The sequence below is a fragment of the Rhizobium oryziradicis genome, from assembly GCF_001939045.1.
Classification (GTDB): domain Bacteria; phylum Pseudomonadota; class Alphaproteobacteria; order Rhizobiales; family Rhizobiaceae; genus Allorhizobium; species Allorhizobium oryziradicis.
Genome location: NZ_MKIM01000033.1, coordinates 227776 through 243887, shown reverse-complemented (window position 1 = coordinate 243887; position 16112 = coordinate 227776). Strand labels below are relative to the sequence as shown.

Below are 16112 nucleotides of genomic sequence, written 5' to 3'. Positions count from 1 at the left end.
GGCGTCCGGCCGGCGTTTTCTGCTCTCTTTACGCTCAATCTCAATCGACTTTCTGAGCTTAAGCTATAGGCTCTAAACAATCACCCAGCATGCTCTTGGCATCAGGGTGAGGCGATGATGTGCCTAAATCTTCATCAGCATCAAAAGTGGCACATTGTTTCACCGATCGAGCTTGCAAAATTAATTCCTGCGTGATTGTATAGACAACTTAACGGCAGGCCAAATGCGTCCAACAAGAAGACGCAACCGCTCACTAAAGGGGAATGCATGATAACTTTTGATAACGTCTGCAAGCGTTATGACAACGCGGCGTTAGCTGTAGATAGTCTCTCGCTCACAGCGCCAACCGGCAAGCTGACGATTCTGGTTGGTCCCTCGGGGTGTGGCAAGACGACGTCTTTGCGCATGGTCAACAGATTGATCAAGCCTTCGACCGGATCGATCCTGCTTGATGGCGAGAAAACGGAGCACATGGATGTTGCTCTTTTGCGGCGGCGGATCGGTTATGTCATCCAGCACGCTGGTCTTTTTCCCCATCGGACCGTTGTGCAAAACATTGCCACCACAGCACGCCTCAATGGCGTTCCCAAGCAAAAAGCACTGCGCACCGCCCATGATTTGCTGGAGCGCGTGGGACTGAGCAGCGCCTTTGCTGATCGCTTTCCTTGGCAGCTCTCCGGTGGCCAGCAGCAACGCGTGGGCGTTGCCCGCGCTTTGGCTTCTGACCCGAAATTCATGCTGATGGACGAACCGTTCAGCGCTGTCGATCCGGTTGTGCGCGGCCAGTTACAGGACGAATTCCTGCGCCTGCAGCGAGAGATTGGCAAGACAATCATCATGGTCACCCATGACATTGATGAGGCGCTCAAGCTTGGCGATCAGGTGGCTGTATTGCGCACCGGGGGCAAGCTTGCCCAGATCGCCTCGCCACAGGAACTTCTGGCGCGCCCGGTCGATGCGTTTGTGGCTGACTTCATTGGTCGGGATCGCGGCTATCGGTTTCTGAGTTTTGCCGAATTCGATGGGAGCGTTCCTCTGGGTGCGGAACCTACGGCGAAGCTCGGCATTACACCGGAGGCCTTGCGCGATATCGCCACAGACCGCTGGGTTCTTGCAACGAATCATGAAAACAAGCCGATAGGCTGGGCTGATGCTCAGAGCCTGAAACAACCATTGCGCAACGATGATCTCAATCTCAGCGGCACACTGGCCCCGCAAGGGAGCAGTCTGCGCCATGTGCTGGATGCGGCGCTTAGTTCTCCGTCTGGCCGTGGCGTCGTCGTGTCTTCATCCGGCACGCTTGTGGGGACTGTCACATTACCAGATGTCGTTGCCGCTATTGACCGCGCGCGCAACGGGCGATCTGGAGGGCAGCCATGAGATTCGATTGGCTCTATAATCAGTCGGGTTGGATCTCAGAGCTTTTTCTCTGGCATCTCTATCTGTCCGTGATGCCGGTGTTGATTGGCCTTGCTCTCGCTTTGCCACTGGGCTGGATAGCGCAGCGCGCCGGTCTGTTTCGCACAGCCCTCCTCGGTGCCTCCGGACTTCTTTATACGATTCCATCGCTGGCGCTGTTTGTTCTGCTGCCATGGGTCCTTGGAACGCGCATCCTTGATCCTATCAATGTCGTCGTCGCGTTGACAGTCTATGCCTTGGCGCTTCTTGTGCGCACGGTCAGCGACGGTCTCGACTCCATTTCCCCTGACGTTCTTCAGGCAGCCAATGCCATGGGTTACAGACGTGCCGCGCGTCTTCTGACGGTAGAGCTGCCGCTCGCTGTTCCGGTCATCGCTGCCGGGCTGCGTGTTGCTGTTGTGTCCAATGTCAGTATCGTTTCGGTTGCCGCTCTGGTTGGAACACCTCAGCTCGGCCTGCTTTTCACCCAGGGACTCCAGTTGCGGTTCATGACTCCGATTATCGCGGGCATTGTGCTTTGCGTCATTCTGGCCGCCCTTCTGGATGGGCTTGTTTTGTTTATCGCGCGCCGTTTGACGCCTTGGCAACCGGGGAGAATGGTGCGATGATCGAATGGTTCTCAAATCCCGAGCATTGGACTGGCACCGACGGTGTCATCATTCTGGTCGCTCAGCATCTGGGCTATAGTGCAATAGCACTTTTCTTTGCCTGTTTGATCGGTTTGCCAGTGGGTTTGTATGTTGGCCACACCGGGCGCGGCGTCGTGTTTATTGCAGGGCTTGCGAATGCGTTGCGTTCCTTGCCAAGCCTTGGCCTTCTCGCACTTCTGGTGATCTTGTTTGGCCCCGTCTTCGCGTCCGATTTGGCCTTTACCGTGCCAAGCCTGATCGTGCTGGTGCTTCTGGCTGTGCCGCCGATCATGACAGGCAGCTATGCGGGCGTTGCAGCCGTGGATCCGGCTGCGGTCGATGCCGCACGCGGTATGGGCAAGCGCCCGCTTGATATCCTGTTCGACGTCGAGTTGCCTTGTGCACTGCCGCTGATTTTCTCAGGCCTGCGGAGTGCCACTCTTCAGATCATCTCAACGGCAACAATTGCCGCCTATGTTTCGCTCGGCGGCCTCGGTCGTCTGATTATCGATGGTCGGGCGCAGCATGACTATTACCAGATGGCTGCCGGAGCGGTACTGGTCGGTGTGCTTGCCCTCGCGGTTGATATCACCATCGGCCTCGTCGCCCGTTTCACTGTATCAGCTGGCCTGACACGCCGGGTGAAAGGGCGGCCATCATGACACAAGATTGTCTTTCCACCCCACAGACAAGATTTTGACCCAACCAAAAGGAGAAGCTCGCATGGCATTCAGGATTATTACTGCCTTCAGCGCATTGGCGCTTATGACCCTCTCAGTGCCCTCCGCATTTGCCGCCAATGACCCTCTCGCAGCCCCCGCTGCGCGGTCGGATTCGAAGACAATCATCATCGGTTCCGCCGATTTTCCCGAAAGCCAACTTTTGGCGACTATTTATGCCCAGGCGCTGAAAGCCAAGGGTGTCGCGGTTGAAACAAAATTGAACATTGGCAGTCGGGAAGTTTATATGCCGGCGCTGCTTGACGGCTCAATCGATCTTTTGCCGGAATACGCCGGTGCAGCATTGAGCTATCTCGACAAAAACGCGACCGCCCATGCGCCTGAAGATGTGGCGAAGGCCCTGAAGGCAGCCTTGCCGAAGGGGGTTTCGATGTTAACTCCATCACCAGCGCAGGATTCAGACGGTGTTGCCGTGACCCGCGCGACGGCTGATAAATACAAATTGAAGACAATCGGTGATCTTGCACCCGTCGCCTCGCAGCTGGTGCTCGGTGGCCCACCGGAATGGAAAACACGCAAGGAAGGCATCGTTGGTTTGAAGGATGTGTATGGCTTGGAGTTCAAGTCGTTCAAGGCACTTGACGTCGGTGGTCCTTTGACGCTGTCGGCGCTTGTCAATGATCAGATACAGGCTGCGAACCTGTTTTCAACCGATCCAGCCATTGCACAAAACAATCTGGTTGTGTTGGAAGATGTCAAAAACCTCTTTCCGGCTCAGAACGTGGTTCCTGTGATCGCCACTCCGAAAATCAATGACGTCGTAACAAAGACGCTGGATGCGGTATCTGCTGCGCTCACCACCCAGGATCTCATCGAGATGAATGGTCGCCTGGGCAATCATGACAGTTTCGATGTTGTGGCTGGAGACTGGCTTACCAAGCAAAAGCTGAACTGAGGACTGTTGGCAGGCACTCTGGTGCCTGCCAAAAACCATGTGTATTGTGCAACCAGATTGGTTCATCGCGATGGATCGTAACGCAGAAAATATCCGGTAAAACAATGCCATTGGTACAGCAAACGGCCGAGGACGAACGGGAGGAGCCTATTTCGGCTGCCCCTCTCTATGTAAAATTGAAGGATTATGTTCGCAGCCGCGTCGAATCCGGTGAATGGAAGATTGGTCAGCGCGTTCCATCCGAAAACGAACTCGTCGATATTCTCGGCGTGAGCCGTATGACCGCTAATCGTGCCTTGCGCGAGCTGGCCGACGAAGGCCTTGTGGTACGGGTGCGAGGCAAGGGCTCTTTTGTTTCAACCAACAAGCGCACATCGCAGTTTCAAACTGTGCCCAACATTGCCGATGAGATTAGCCGCAACGGTGGCACTCACAGCGCAATGGTCTTTCTTCTTCAGCTCGAAACCTGTGGTCCTGAGCTTGCAGAAGCACTTGCTGTTCCATGCAACAGCTCTGTTGCGCATTCTGTTATTGTGCATGCCGAAGACGGCATTCCGATGCAGATCGAAGATCGATTTGTAAATCCCGTGTGTGCGCCCGATTACATCAATCTGGACTTTAATGTCACGACACCGAACCGGTATCTGATGATGGCGGCACCCATCGTCAAAGCAGAACAGCATATAGAAGCGGTCAAGGCGGAGCCTTGGGAATGCAAGCTGTTGGCAATTTCAAAAACCGAGCCATGCCTGCTTGTTCGACGCAGAACATGGTCGACAGAAGGCGTCGTCTCTTCCGTTCGTCTGCTCTATCCCGGCAGTCGCTATCGTCTTTATAGCAGCACGTGAGACCTGGACCGATGTCTGGTAATCTCACAGATTTCAATACTGGAGAAATGCATGACCGTTCTTCTTGATGGCGGGCTGGATTGGCGCTCTATTGCGCGCGTCGGCAAAGGAGAAGCGCTGCATGTCTCGGAAAATGCCTATGAACGTATCGATCGGGCAAGCCAGATTCTCGATGCCATCGTGGCCGTGGGTGTCCGCGCCTATGGGATAAACACAGGCGTGGGTGCCCTCTCGGATACTGTGGTTGACCGCACAACCCAAGGCAAGCTTTCGCGCGGAATTGTGCTCAGCCACGCATGCGGCATTGGACCTCATTTGGATGCGCCGGAGGTGCGGGCCATTATCGCTGCGCAGATTGCCAATTTCGCCCATGGTTATTCCGGCGTCCGGCGCGAAATTGTTGCAAACCTATCAACATTTCTGGAGCGTGACTGCATCCCGATCGTGCCGTCACGGGGCTCGGCGGGCTACCTCACCCACAATGCTCACACAGCTTTGGTGCTGATCGGTGAGGGTCAGGCTCGTATGGGAGGTCGTCTTCTCAGCGGCCGCGAGGCTTTGGCGGAAATGAGTCTTGAGCCCTTGGTTCTGGGTGCCAAGGAGGGGCTGAGCTTGGTGAATGGTACATCTTGCGCAACAGGCTTGTCCTGTATGGCGCTGAATCGTGCTGCTCACCTGCTCGACTGGGCCGACGCCATTGCAGCTCTCACGCTTGAGGCGGTGGGTGGGCAGATGGATGCGTTCAATGAAAGCGTTCTTGCATTGCGCCCCTCAAAAGGCATCGCAGAGGTCGGCGCGTCGCTTCGGACGAGACTCCAGGGTAGCGGCCTGATTGCAGCAGCGCATGGCAAAAGAACTCAGGATGCTTTAAGTCTTCGGGCCGTGCCGCAAGCCCATGGCGCTGCTCGTGATGTGTTTGAAATATCTGCTTCCATTGTTAACCGTGAACTGGCGTCTGTCACCGATAATCCGGCACTTATGGGCACGGTCGAACAGCCGCTTATTGCTTCACAAGCCCATGCCGTTGCACCGGCATTGGGTCAAGCGGCTGACAGCCTGGCGATTGCGATTGCGCAGATCGCGGCGATGAGTGAGCGCCGCGTCGACCGTCTGGTCAATCCACTGGTGAGCGGCCTTCCGCCCTTTCTCGCCTCCGATGCGGGGACCCAATCGGGCTTTATGATCGCCCAATACACGGCAGCAGCCCTGGTTGGGGACAACCGCCGCCTTGCAGCGCCAGCTTCCACCGACGGCGGATTGACATCCGGCTTGCAGGAGGACTTTCTGGCGCATCCTACGGCAGCCGCAAACAAACTGCTCGCAGTTCTTGATAATGCAGAATATATTTTTGCGATCGAATGGATGGCCGCCGTACAAGCCCATGATTTTTTGAGCGATCTTGGTGATCGTGCAGCGGGAACCAACGCTCTGCACAGGATGCTTCGTGAACACGTTCTGCCTTATTCAGACGACCGGCCGCTGGCAATGGACATCGAGGGGGTACGGGCGCTTTTGCGCGAGAAGGAGCCGCTTTAGGTCGTCTTGCGCAAAGTCATAGTCCGAACGGCAGGCTGATACCTTTGGCGCGAATAAACGGCAGACCCTTACGGTGTGCCGTCCAGCCGATGACGCGAAGCTCTTTTGCAGCAGGCTCATAGCGTTGCGCAAGCATCCAGGACTTACAGTCAATGGCGGCAATATCGGCCTGCCCCCTGGCAACTGCTGTGACACTAGCCCGGTGGGCACCTGTTTCAAGACGATTTGCAAACACCTCCAGGCTCTCACCGAGCGCCTTGAGATCCCGCTTTAGACTGAGGTAGCCTGATAAGGATATTGGGTCGTTAAATGCCAAAATTTTCTGTCGAAAGAAATCCAGCGGCAAGAGTGCGTCGCCAACCGATGAGGGAGCAATCTCTTCTTCGCCATCACCTTTTCTGGCAATGATGGCGCTGCAATAGAATTCTCCCTTACCACCCTCAACCCCTTGGTAATCACTCTGTCCGATCACCTGAACGTGGTCTTTCAGACCAAACTCCATGGGTCCCCAACAGGTATTGGCAACAAGCAGGCCCGGATGTCGCCACAAAACCGCTAAGTCGAAAGCATCGGGATCAAGTGTGGCAGGATCTGCGGCGATGACGGTTCCATCTTTGCTTCGAATGCCACCGGGAACAGGCGGCATATCGGCGTTACGACGGACGAGATTTTCGGGGGCATCAATACCGTGATCGAGAAATCGGCGGCGCATGCTGGCCCAAAGGGCATCAGTCTCGCTGCGCAATTCAGGCCAATCGTACATCGGCAGTGCGGCAATCCATTTGACGTTTGATGTCACGTTTGTGATCCTCCATCGCGTCGCAATACCGGATGCGCGACTGGCTCCTTCGCCTTGAAAGCAAAGGCACGAAACACGTCGAAGTAATTGCGATAGACATAGCCATCATTCATCTGCTGCCACTCGGCTCTTCTCGCTTGATAGAGCGACGGCAATTGGTACCAGGCAGCTGTTGGCATTTTGTGATGCACGAAGTGCAAATTATTAAAAAGAAACAACGGCGCAAGAATCGAGTTTTCAACGATAATTGTTCGTCCATCCGGCCGATCCGCCCATTGATGCTCACAATAGGAACGAATGGCGATGATGGAAATGCCGAGATAGGCGGCGACACTGACGTAGAGCCAAAGCGGAATGCCAAACACAAAGGCGATGATGAGCAGCGTGGGTATGAGACCCGCGAGATGTAACAACCATGCGTACATGACCCGACGATCCCCAAGGAAGATCTTGCGCCATTCTGCCATTGTGAAACCAATAACCATCAGCGGCGGCCCAATCACCAGACGACCTGTGAATGAATTGTTCCAGGCAAGAAGGATCTTCAGAAATGATGGCATTTTCTCCCAATCCGCCACGGCTCGATAATAGCTCTCCGGGTCATCGAAAGGGTCTGTCAGACGTTCGTCTGCATGATGCTGCAAATGCGTCCGCTTATAGCTGCGGTAGGGGTAAAAAATACCAATAGGCAGGAAAACAAGTGCCTCGTTAAACCGTGCATTGCGTGTGGGATGGCCGTGCAGAACTTCATGTTGAAGTGAAGAATAAAGCGCCACCGCAATTCCCATCATCACAAGGGAAAGCAAGGGAAACGCAGGAAAAACAGCATATCCCGCACAGATCCACAGGCTGTAGCAGGCCGCCAGCAGCGCTAATGTTGGCCATTCAATACGATGGGGATTTCTGACATAGCCCGAATTCGGCGACGTCGGAAATTCTGTGTTGGTTCTGTTTGTCATCTTATACCCTTGATGCCCATTGGCCTCAGGGTCTCATTCGCGTGTGCGTCGCACAATGAGTTTATGGTGACCAATTGTTGAATTTGGTCATGATTTATTTAGAATGATGATAATTGTAACCAAATGGGTGAAAAGTGGACAAGCGTGTTCTTGCAGATATGTTTCGTGCCCGGTTGACCCAATTGGTAGACCGGGCCGGAGAAAGCCAGGCCGATTTTGCCGCAGCCATCGGCATTGATCGATCAGCGTTATCGCAATTGTTATCGGGTCACTCGGCCCGGCTTCCACGTGTCGAGACGCTGTTGAATATTGCCGAGCGCCATTCGGTAACGCTCGATTGGCTGCTGGGCCTTTCATACGATCAAGGTTTGATGCCAGAGCTGCGACCAAGTTTTGAAATGGAGGAAGGAGGGGCTGATGACGGGAAAACACTTTTGATGAAATGGCATGCAGAGGCTGCGGGCTCCAAAATCCGTTACGTCCCTGCTCGCATTCCCGACCTCCTTCGCACGCCGGAAATTGTCGCTTTCGAGGCCTTGGGGGCACATCAGGACGTGATGGCGCAAGCAAGTGAAACGGCGTTTCGTCTGGATTACAACCGCCAACCGGGAACTGACATGGAAGTGTGTATGCCCCGCGAAACGTTGGAGGCACTTGCTGAAGGGCGCGGCATGTGGAGTGGGTTGACGCGAGAGACTCGTCTAGCGCAGCTCCAGCATATGTCCAATCTGATCAATGAACTTTATCCGTCCTTCCGACTGTTTTTATTCAATGAAAAAGAAAGATTTTCTGTGCCGTACACCATTTTTGGCTCGCAGCGCGCTGCACTTTTTATTGGCAGCATGTATCTTGTTCTCAACAGCACGGAAGCCATCCGCAAAATGCAACGCCATTTCGATGAATTGATCAGGGTTACCCGTATTCACCCCCATGAAACTGCTGATTTTGTGAGAAACCTCCCCGTGTTTTAGGGGCGTGTCGCAAACATTTTTGCAGACAGCACTACCTACTGGCGGAATTACTCTTCAGATGGTCAGCATAGGGTTAAGCGCGAAAATTTGCGACAGGCCCAAATGGTCGGCTGATCGCAGGAATATGGGGATCGCTGCAACAAAGTCATATCTGTGCCCTTTAATATTCAGGGGCTAGAATGCTGTTAAAGTTCCCGTTCATCTGACATGGAGAGGCCAAAAGGTGCTGCCAAATGAATACCTAAACCCTCGTAAAATTCATCAAGTTTACAATTTTCCATGATGAGCCTTGGATGGAATGTCAACCATGGGGCCAAGACTTCGGGGTTGTCTAGAAACCAGATATGTAAGGATTGCCCGAAGTCGAGATAGAACACACTAGGATCCCATTTGTGCAGTCGCGCGATCAGCCAATAGGCAAATGAGCCACCCTGAAAGACAATCAGAGGCTTCTTTGTTCCATTCTCAATAGCGAGTGCTTTTGCGACTTGCACCGCATCTTTGCATTGTTCCAGGATGCTATAGCGTAGCTCATAACTTCTATAGCGCCGCTCATGATTTATGAGAGGTATCGTGACGTGGGAGAACCATGGCAATTTCCATCGCATACCCAATTCCGCCATACGTTCAGGGCCTACCAGCACAACGGGCCTATCGCGGGCTTCGACTGGCAATCGCATCACGTCACCAGAAAATACCCAACGTTTCCAAATCATTGCTTCGAAGACGGAATGTTCGGGCTTGAAATATTTTGAGAAGAATTTCAGTTGATCGAGCTCCATGCCACCCATTGTATCGGTACGGCCAAATACTCGATTTTCCACAGTCGGCTGCCATTTGAAGGACACCGAGCGGAGGTGATCCTTACTCACTTCACTGCTCGTCGTTTCATTAAACAATTCACGGAGAAAATTCTCCTGATAAATCCCCATCTCCGGCAAAATGGTGTCACAAGCCCTCTCTGCTAGCCGATCAAGATCATCATCAGACAATTGCAGCTTTGGAGCAAGAACAGCAATCTTAGCTGTTACAGTATCGCGCGCATGACTTAAGTACAGGAGCCCATCCCAGAAGCCGTGTGGCAATCGGGATAGGGCAAAAGCTTGATCATCCCGTATTCGGTTAAATAAATCATCCGCAGACGGCGCAACAAGACTATACTTTTTGTCGTCAATCGTGAACTCCAATACCTGCTCTTGGGCAAAAGCCTCGGATTGTTCGATCCCCTGATTTCGATCGCGATCCTTTAATTCTTGCGATTGAACATTGAAGCCCGGCCAGCTTATCTGTTGACGAATATCTGAAAAGACAGAAGCGTAACACAAGTCTCCAATGGACGCCTCACCATTCCTCAGTCTTTCTAGATAATGTAGCACCGGTCCGAGATAATGGGCATCCGGATAATTCAGCAAATAAATAAGAGGATCAAAAATATTGTTTGGCTTATGACTGTTATGCTGGCCAACAGAAATATAATAATCAAGGGGGTCGTGTCCCTCGGAGATATCTTCTAGATAGTTGGCGAGATAGGTTTCCCGATCGAAAAAATTATATTGCTCGATCATTTGGCGCAAGCGTGGAAAGTTTCCCTCTTGATCCGCGGGCCAAGCAGCGACCCGACCCTCAAGCCGACCAAAACGCAGCCAATGATGAAACGGGTCTACCCCGGCAATACCGACATCGGAGTACCGAGAAAGATAATAATCTGGATCAAAAGCGGGGAGTTCCGTCGGAATGTTACCAATACGCCCTTCTCGCCGTCCTTGCTGCCGCCAATGGATAAGTGGGTCCTCGCCATTCAAGTCCGAGTAGAGGGATTTATAAAAGTCAGGATTAAAATCTTCGGAAACGTCATGATCGCTGGTCCCGCGCAACAAGCGAATGATTTTTTTAAACACGTATCCACCCTCTTTTCGGTATCCAGATATTATTCTGTTACGTGAATGTTTCCGGCAATAAATTCTCTTACTGATTCTCGCTTGTTCCACATCAATACATCGAGTATTGAAAGATTTTCTATGTATTCGTAAGGACCTGTTGGATATTGAAAAACGGGAGGATTGATAAAACGCAACTCAATGCCTTTAGCGGTCCACTCGTCCACACGAAAGATATCCCTGCCACCTGGTGGGTTGATGTAGCGCACGCAATTCAAGGCATCCGCAATCTCAAGCGCCCATTGTCCTGCATGCTGAACTCCGGAAAGATCAAGGTCAAGTTCCGATCCGATACACCAATCGAATCTGATGTTCAAAAACTCGCAGACAACAGAGAGTGTTTGTATGTTGAGGTCACGCAGCTTGCCACCTTTGGTTCGCGCAAAGGCGGCGTCGACCAAGTCGCGAACGACGTGGAAGTAGGGCGCTTTTCCGCGATAGTGTTCCAACTGTCCTTGAATACGTCGCAGCGCGGCGTCGGGGTCGACCATGGTAACGGCGCTCACCAATTGGTCTTGCGGTCCACTTACGGGAACGCTCACATATTGCCATCCGTCCGTAGGGTGCAAGATGCGATTGCGGTTCATCCAACTCTTGCGATTGTATCGGACAAGATCGAAAACAACCCATCGATCCGTCGCCATGATCAGCTGAAAATGGCCAAGGTAGGGAAAGAAGTAGGGCTGCATTACGCCCAATATCATAGCGTGCCAGCCTGAAGCGAACGCACCAGGGAGCAAACTGCGTCGACATCCTCTAGGTTGATCACCTGTCCGGACGGGAACTGGAGGAGAGAACGGCACAGATCATCAGTGACAGGCAAGTTCCACCTCTCCTCCGAAAATGGTGGACTCTTATGGAGCCCAGGTGAAAAATAACGGCGAACAAGAACGTTCCGAGCTTGGAGCGCATTGCTTAAGGCGTCGCACGTTAAACCGAAGGCCTGCGCGTCGATTTGTGACACAACATATTGATAATTGTTCTCGCCGTAGCCCTCGTGATGCAGGAAACGGATACCTGGGATGTGTGCGAGGTTCTTGCGATAACGCTCATATCGCGCGCGATTTTCGGCGATGAATCCATCGATAGCATCAAGCCCTAGCAGTGTCATTGCGGCTTGGGCTTCCGACATCTTAGCGTTCATACGCAAGAGGCCGGAGGGGTCTCCAGTACCATCGTGGAAACTTCGCATCACGCGCAGCCGTGCGGCCAAAGCATCATTATTGGTCGTAATGCATCCGCCCTCCGCTCCATTCAACACTTTGGTGGCATGAAAGGAAAATATCTCGGCATCGCCAAAGCCTCCGATACGTCGCCCTGCGAAGGTGCACGACGTAGCATGGGCCGCATCGAAAATAAGCTTCAGGCCACGCTCTGCGGCCAATTCTTCCAAAGCTATCGGATCACAAGCTCTACCCCAGATGTGCACACCCAAAATCGCGACGGTTGCCGGGGTGATTGCTTTTGTGACGCCTGCCGCTGTCAACATCTGGCTCTCGACATTCACGTCACAGAAAACCGGCTTTAGGCCAGCCCACAGCAATGATTGCGCAGTAGCCGAGAAAGTGAATGCAGGGGTAATAACTTCCCCCTGAATGTCGAGCGCCTTGAGCAAGAGGATTAGCGCCACGGTTCCATTCACCACACTGATGGCATGACGAACCTGAAAGTGTTCCGCTAAAGCCTTATCGAGGTGCTGTTCCAAGGGGCCGTGATTGGCATAGTGACGACGTGCGAAAATTCCTTCGAAAGCAGCTCGAAATGCTTCATTGGATGGTAGATTCATCTGTCCAACATGCAGTGGGGACAAAATTTCCTTCATGAAAGCACGTTCATCATGCGCGTTGTGATACTCATCCTCTGCCGATCGAGCCTCCTGAAAAAATCTCCCAATCGCCAAATATCCTCTATCGATGTGTGGTCACCGACAGGCATCTGAATAAACTCCCGCGAAATTTTGTCGGTGGCGGGCAAGTTCGTCACACGAGGAGTTTGCTGATCAACCCAATGCAAGGGAGGGGAGTAATATGAGCGAACCAAAGCGTTCTCCGCACGTAAAAGCCTGATAAGATCATCGCGGCTATATGGTGACGTTGGGCCTACTTGCAGCAGAACGAGGCTGTAGTTGCCTGGCGAGCGGCTGTAGTCGGCAAAGTTCACCCATGAAATATCCCGAAAAGCGTCTTGATAGGCCTCGAAGCGAGCCCGATTGTCGCTCATGACGCAATTGATATGTGGCAGATTGGCAAGAGCCTGCGCGGCATGAATCTCGTTAAGCTTTGCATTGAGCCCCCAGTCCTCAATCAACGCACTTTCGCCTATGCCAAAGTTCCGCTGACGGAGCATCGTGGCAGCTAGATTGTCGTCGTTGGTCGTTAGATATCCACCCTCGAAGCCGTTTAACAACTTGGTGGCATGGAGGCTGAATACCGCCGCATCACCGCGGGAACCGACAGGATCTTCACCATAGCTGCCACCGATGCCGTAAACGGAATCGAGAAGAAGAGAGACACCTGCAGATCGGGTAATTGCCTCAAGAGCATCAATGTCGCAAAGCGCGCTGGCGGTATCGACCGCCAGTACAAGTGCGACATCTGGCCCCATCGCACGTGCGAGAGCTTCGGGAGCGAGAGTGTGATGAACGGGATCGACATCACAATATTTAGGTTCCAACCCTGCCCAACGGACCAGATGCGGTAGTCCGCGAAAGGTAAACGAAGGCATAACCACCCGATGTGCTCCGGGTTTGGCGAGCGCACGCATCGATAGAATGAGAGCAAAGCAGGCATTGGCGACAGCGATGGCATGTTTGGTGCCATGAAGCACTTTCAGTTGCGTTTCCAATTCCGCAACAAGCGGCCCCTGATTGCTCAACCGGCGACGGTCAAAAGCACCAGACATCATCGCAAAAAATGCGTTGGGATCACGGTTTGCCAATTGACCTGTTGTTCGGGCTTCCGGAAATAATGGCCGGCCGCCAAACAGTCCAAAATCCTCAGTTTTTTCAGTCAGGTTCATTGGTCGTGCTCAACATCAGCGATCGTCTAAATACGGGTGAGAATGGCATCGAAGCGATAATGTGCAGCAAAGAATGCGTCCGGCATCCGGATGCAGTCAGCCTTCCATCCTGCCGCTTTCGCTAGATCGATCATCTCTTCGGGCGTGCGCCACATTCCCAATTTTCCGCCTGGATTATCCTCAATGCCTGCCGGAATTCCCTCTCTGTAGAACGCCGATATGCGCGTCTTGTCTGGTAATTGTCCAAGAAAGACGGTGCTGACATTCGCAAAACGGTCCTTGATCTGCGTTAGCATCTCACACGCTGCTTTGGCCGGAAAATAGGGGAATGCCCCATAACACATAACCTTTGTAAACCGATCTGGCCAATTTTCTGCGCGAAGGTAATGCAGGGCATCATACAGCAGATAGGCTTCAGATTCTCTTTTCACGAAACGCTGATTTGCGACGTCGATAAGGAATTCTGAATAGTCCACTCCAAGCCCACCGGCACATTTTTGAAACAAGTGAGTGGTCAAAGCACCATTGCCACAGCAGAGGTCGAGCAGGATATCGTCTTCGCTCAAGGAAAGCCTTTGCTTCGCGGCGTTAACGATAAGATCTATCTGATCGGACGATACAGGTTTACCCGACGTCGTTCGGCCGACCTGCCGCCAAATGTCATCGGGATCGCAGGATTCGGGATGATGTTTCGTTGGATAAAGGCTGCTGTCTTCTGACATGTTCCTCACCGGGGAATGGTTTGAAAAGAATTACGGAAACCGGCGATCCAAGCAAGGATACGAAAAATTTTTCGGATCGTCAGCCCTGAGAGCGCTGTTCCCGCGGCGATGTCTTTTTCTTCCAGAGGGTCGAATATTGTTTCTTGCTTCAGATACATCTTGGCCAAAACGGCATTGCTTGCGGCATAAGACGCCAATAATGTCTCGCGAGCAGCTAAAGACAGGAGCGGTGTGTCGTCAAAAAACTGCGCGCCTTCACTTGCTGCGGTTAATTCGATCAGTTGTTTGTGGTAACGCCGTTTTTTTTTCGCCGAGAGAGGGAGATGGTTTACCCAGCGCTGAAATGCCAATATATCACGATTAACCCGTTCGTTTTCCCTGCCTGCAGGCAGGTGAAACCGATCACGGTCTGCACCGAGAATAGCCAGGAAGTCATCACGAATATCTGCGGTTCTCTGACTGAATGGCGTGTAGTCACGCACCAGTATGGAATTGATGCCGAACTCATCTGCCCATGGCTGCAATCGCGTTGCATAGTCCCACAAACCATGCTCGCGGATGATGGTTGTATTCAAACTGCTCGTATTTCCCTGTGCCTTTACCGACTGATTATACCATGAAACATGCGCATCATCTTGACGGCGTACGTAGCATACGATCACAATCTCATCACTGGAATGCAGTCCAGCTTCCACGAGCAAAGATCGCAGAGCGCTAGGCTTTGGATAGACATAGAAATTTTCACTGCTTAACAGTATCGTCGTAGCGGCTGACGGTAGAACTATACCGCGCAAAATGTCACGCAGATCTGTTAAGCTACGATCTTGAGGCGTGGCCCATTTGGCATACTGGCCATGCAAAAGAAAAGCCAGATCGTGGTGGCCGAACCCTCGGATGCTGACTTCAGGGTAAAGTATGCCATGCTCAATCAGCATGGCCCTGTTTTCAAATAGAAAACGCTGGATCGCCGTGGATCCGGTTTTGGGGGCTCCGATATGGATAATCCAGCGCATTCACGAGCATTTCTCTTTTTATTTCTGACAATCATACTTACAAATTTTTCTTAGAAATTTCAATCTTATTCGTTTCGAACTTAAGACGCTTGTTTGGTACTTCGGACGGGCCTGTCGCAAATTTTCGATCTTAACCGTATGTTGCCCATATGCATGGAATTTGCTGCTTCGAAAATTGCGGAGCGAGCCCATGATTTTGAATGCCACTGCCGAAAAGTTGAAGCACCAATCAAAGGATTATTTCGCTACGCGGTCCTGCGGTTCAAGGGACGGCATTTCGAGGCGTGGCTGATCGTGCTGGCAGTCAGTTGGTATTTGCGTTATCCGCTCAACTATCGAGACTTGGAAGAAATGTTCGCAAAGCGTGGCTTCCAATCCTTCAACACGGCGCGGCGAACGATTGCCAGTTTCGAGGCCATGCTGTGGTTGGAGAACGGCTTCGGCTTTTCAGGCGGCTGGACGGTGAATGACCAAAATAATCTACCTGCGTGCCTCTTCGGACTTCGCAACACGACCGGTATCACTGTTCGTTATCCAAATAAAATCTTGCTTTATTATTTGAAGTCCAATCGAGTTTAGTAAATTGTACAGCATTGATTCTTGCAGAAATATATCAAGGCGGTGCT

The 16112-nt window shown here is 52.4% G+C and carries 15 protein-coding genes and 1 pseudogene; 8 read left to right on the top strand and 8 right to left on the bottom strand.

Translation table 11 applies throughout. The features are described 5' to 3' along the window. Positions 1 to 267 precede the first annotated feature (267 nt). The 6 genes from BJF95_RS23400 to BJF95_RS23375 all read left to right on the top strand — a co-directional run bounded on the left by BJF95_RS23400 (position 268) and on the right by BJF95_RS23375 (position 6067). Entirely contained in the window at positions 268 to 1380 is a 1113-nt protein-coding gene (locus tag BJF95_RS23400) for an ABC transporter ATP-binding protein (protein WP_075641902.1), read from the top strand. Then, entirely contained in the window at positions 1377 to 2027 is a 651-nt protein-coding gene (locus BJF95_RS23395; RefSeq protein ID WP_075641901.1) for an ABC transporter permease, read from the top strand. The genes BJF95_RS23400 and BJF95_RS23395 overlap by 4 nt, the downstream gene beginning before the upstream one ends. Further along, a complete protein-coding gene (locus tag BJF95_RS23390) occupies positions 2024 to 2710 on the top strand; it encodes an ABC transporter permease (RefSeq protein WP_075641900.1) in 687 nt (228 codons plus the stop codon). The genes BJF95_RS23395 and BJF95_RS23390 overlap by 4 nt, the downstream gene beginning before the upstream one ends. Positions 2711 to 2771: 61 nt before the next feature. Beyond that, positions 2772 to 3683 carry an ABC transporter substrate-binding protein gene (locus BJF95_RS23385; protein ID WP_075641899.1) on the top strand — a complete coding sequence of 304 codons (912 nt, stop codon included), beginning with the start codon at positions 2772 to 2774 and terminating at the stop codon, positions 3681 to 3683. 104 nt (positions 3684 to 3787) lie between these two features. Next, positions 3788 to 4531, top strand: coding sequence for a histidine utilization transcriptional repressor HutC (hutC, locus tag BJF95_RS23380; protein WP_075641898.1), 744 nt, complete (start codon positions 3788 to 3790; stop codon positions 4529 to 4531). A gap of 51 nt (positions 4532 to 4582) precedes the next feature. After that, positions 4583 to 6067: an HAL/PAL/TAL family ammonia-lyase gene (locus BJF95_RS23375; protein ID WP_075641897.1), complete on the top strand. Its 1485-nt coding sequence runs from the start codon at positions 4583 to 4585 to the stop codon at positions 6065 to 6067. A 16-nt stretch (positions 6068 to 6083) separates the two neighbouring features. On the opposite strand, the gene BJF95_RS23370 is transcribed toward BJF95_RS23375, so the two are convergent. Both BJF95_RS23370 and BJF95_RS23365 read right to left on the bottom strand, forming a co-directional pair. Beyond that, the gene (locus BJF95_RS23370) at positions 6084 to 6830 is read right to left on the bottom strand and encodes a phosphate/phosphite/phosphonate ABC transporter substrate-binding protein (protein WP_075641964.1); all 747 of its coding nucleotides are present in this window, start codon (positions 6828 to 6830) and stop codon (positions 6084 to 6086) included. Positions 6831 to 6862: 32 nt separating this feature from the next. Next, entirely contained in the window at positions 6863 to 7825 is a 963-nt protein-coding gene (locus BJF95_RS23365; RefSeq protein WP_083638957.1) for a fatty acid desaturase, read from the bottom strand. Between the two features lie 134 nt (positions 7826 to 7959). Here BJF95_RS23365 and BJF95_RS23360 point away from each other — a divergent pair, with 134 nt between their 5' ends. Then, positions 7960 to 8796, top strand: a complete 837-nt coding sequence (locus tag BJF95_RS23360; protein WP_075641896.1) for a helix-turn-helix domain-containing protein — start codon at positions 7960 to 7962, stop codon at positions 8794 to 8796. 185 nt (positions 8797 to 8981) lie between these two features. On the opposite strand, the gene BJF95_RS23355 is transcribed toward BJF95_RS23360, so the two are convergent. Genes BJF95_RS23355 through BJF95_RS23325 form a run of 6 tightly spaced genes read right to left on the bottom strand, consistent with a single transcriptional unit; the run spans position 8982 to position 15486 of the window. Beyond that, a complete protein-coding gene (locus BJF95_RS23355) occupies positions 8982 to 10694 on the bottom strand; it encodes a hypothetical protein (RefSeq protein ID WP_139317609.1) in 1713 nt (570 codons plus the stop codon). A 29-nt stretch (positions 10695 to 10723) separates the two neighbouring features. Continuing rightward, the gene (locus BJF95_RS23345) at positions 10724 to 11422 is read right to left on the bottom strand and encodes a WbqC family protein (RefSeq protein WP_083638964.1); all 699 of its coding nucleotides are present in this window, start codon (positions 11420 to 11422) and stop codon (positions 10724 to 10726) included. Between the two features lie 11 nt (positions 11423 to 11433). Next, positions 11434 to 12555, bottom strand: a complete 1122-nt coding sequence (locus BJF95_RS23340) for a DegT/DnrJ/EryC1/StrS family aminotransferase (protein ID WP_075641892.1) — start codon at positions 12553 to 12555, stop codon at positions 11434 to 11436. After that, complete coding sequence (locus BJF95_RS23335) at positions 12552 to 13751, bottom strand: DegT/DnrJ/EryC1/StrS family aminotransferase (RefSeq protein WP_075641891.1); 1200 nt, start codon at positions 13749 to 13751, stop codon at positions 12552 to 12554. The genes BJF95_RS23340 and BJF95_RS23335 overlap by 4 nt, the downstream gene beginning before the upstream one ends. Positions 13752 to 13777: 26 nt before the next feature. Continuing rightward, positions 13778 to 14473, bottom strand: coding sequence for a class I SAM-dependent methyltransferase (locus BJF95_RS23330; RefSeq protein WP_075641890.1), 696 nt, complete (start codon positions 14471 to 14473; stop codon positions 13778 to 13780). A 5-nt stretch (positions 14474 to 14478) separates the two neighbouring features. Further along, positions 14479 to 15486, bottom strand: coding sequence for a hypothetical protein (locus BJF95_RS23325; protein WP_075641889.1), 1008 nt, complete (start codon positions 15484 to 15486; stop codon positions 14479 to 14481). A gap of 366 nt (positions 15487 to 15852) precedes the next feature. Between BJF95_RS23325 and BJF95_RS24710 the strand changes: the two are divergent. Next, positions 15853 to 16065, top strand: a pseudogene (locus BJF95_RS24710) (hypothetical protein); the annotation flags it as partial. Between the last annotated feature and the right edge of the window lie 47 nt (positions 16066 to 16112).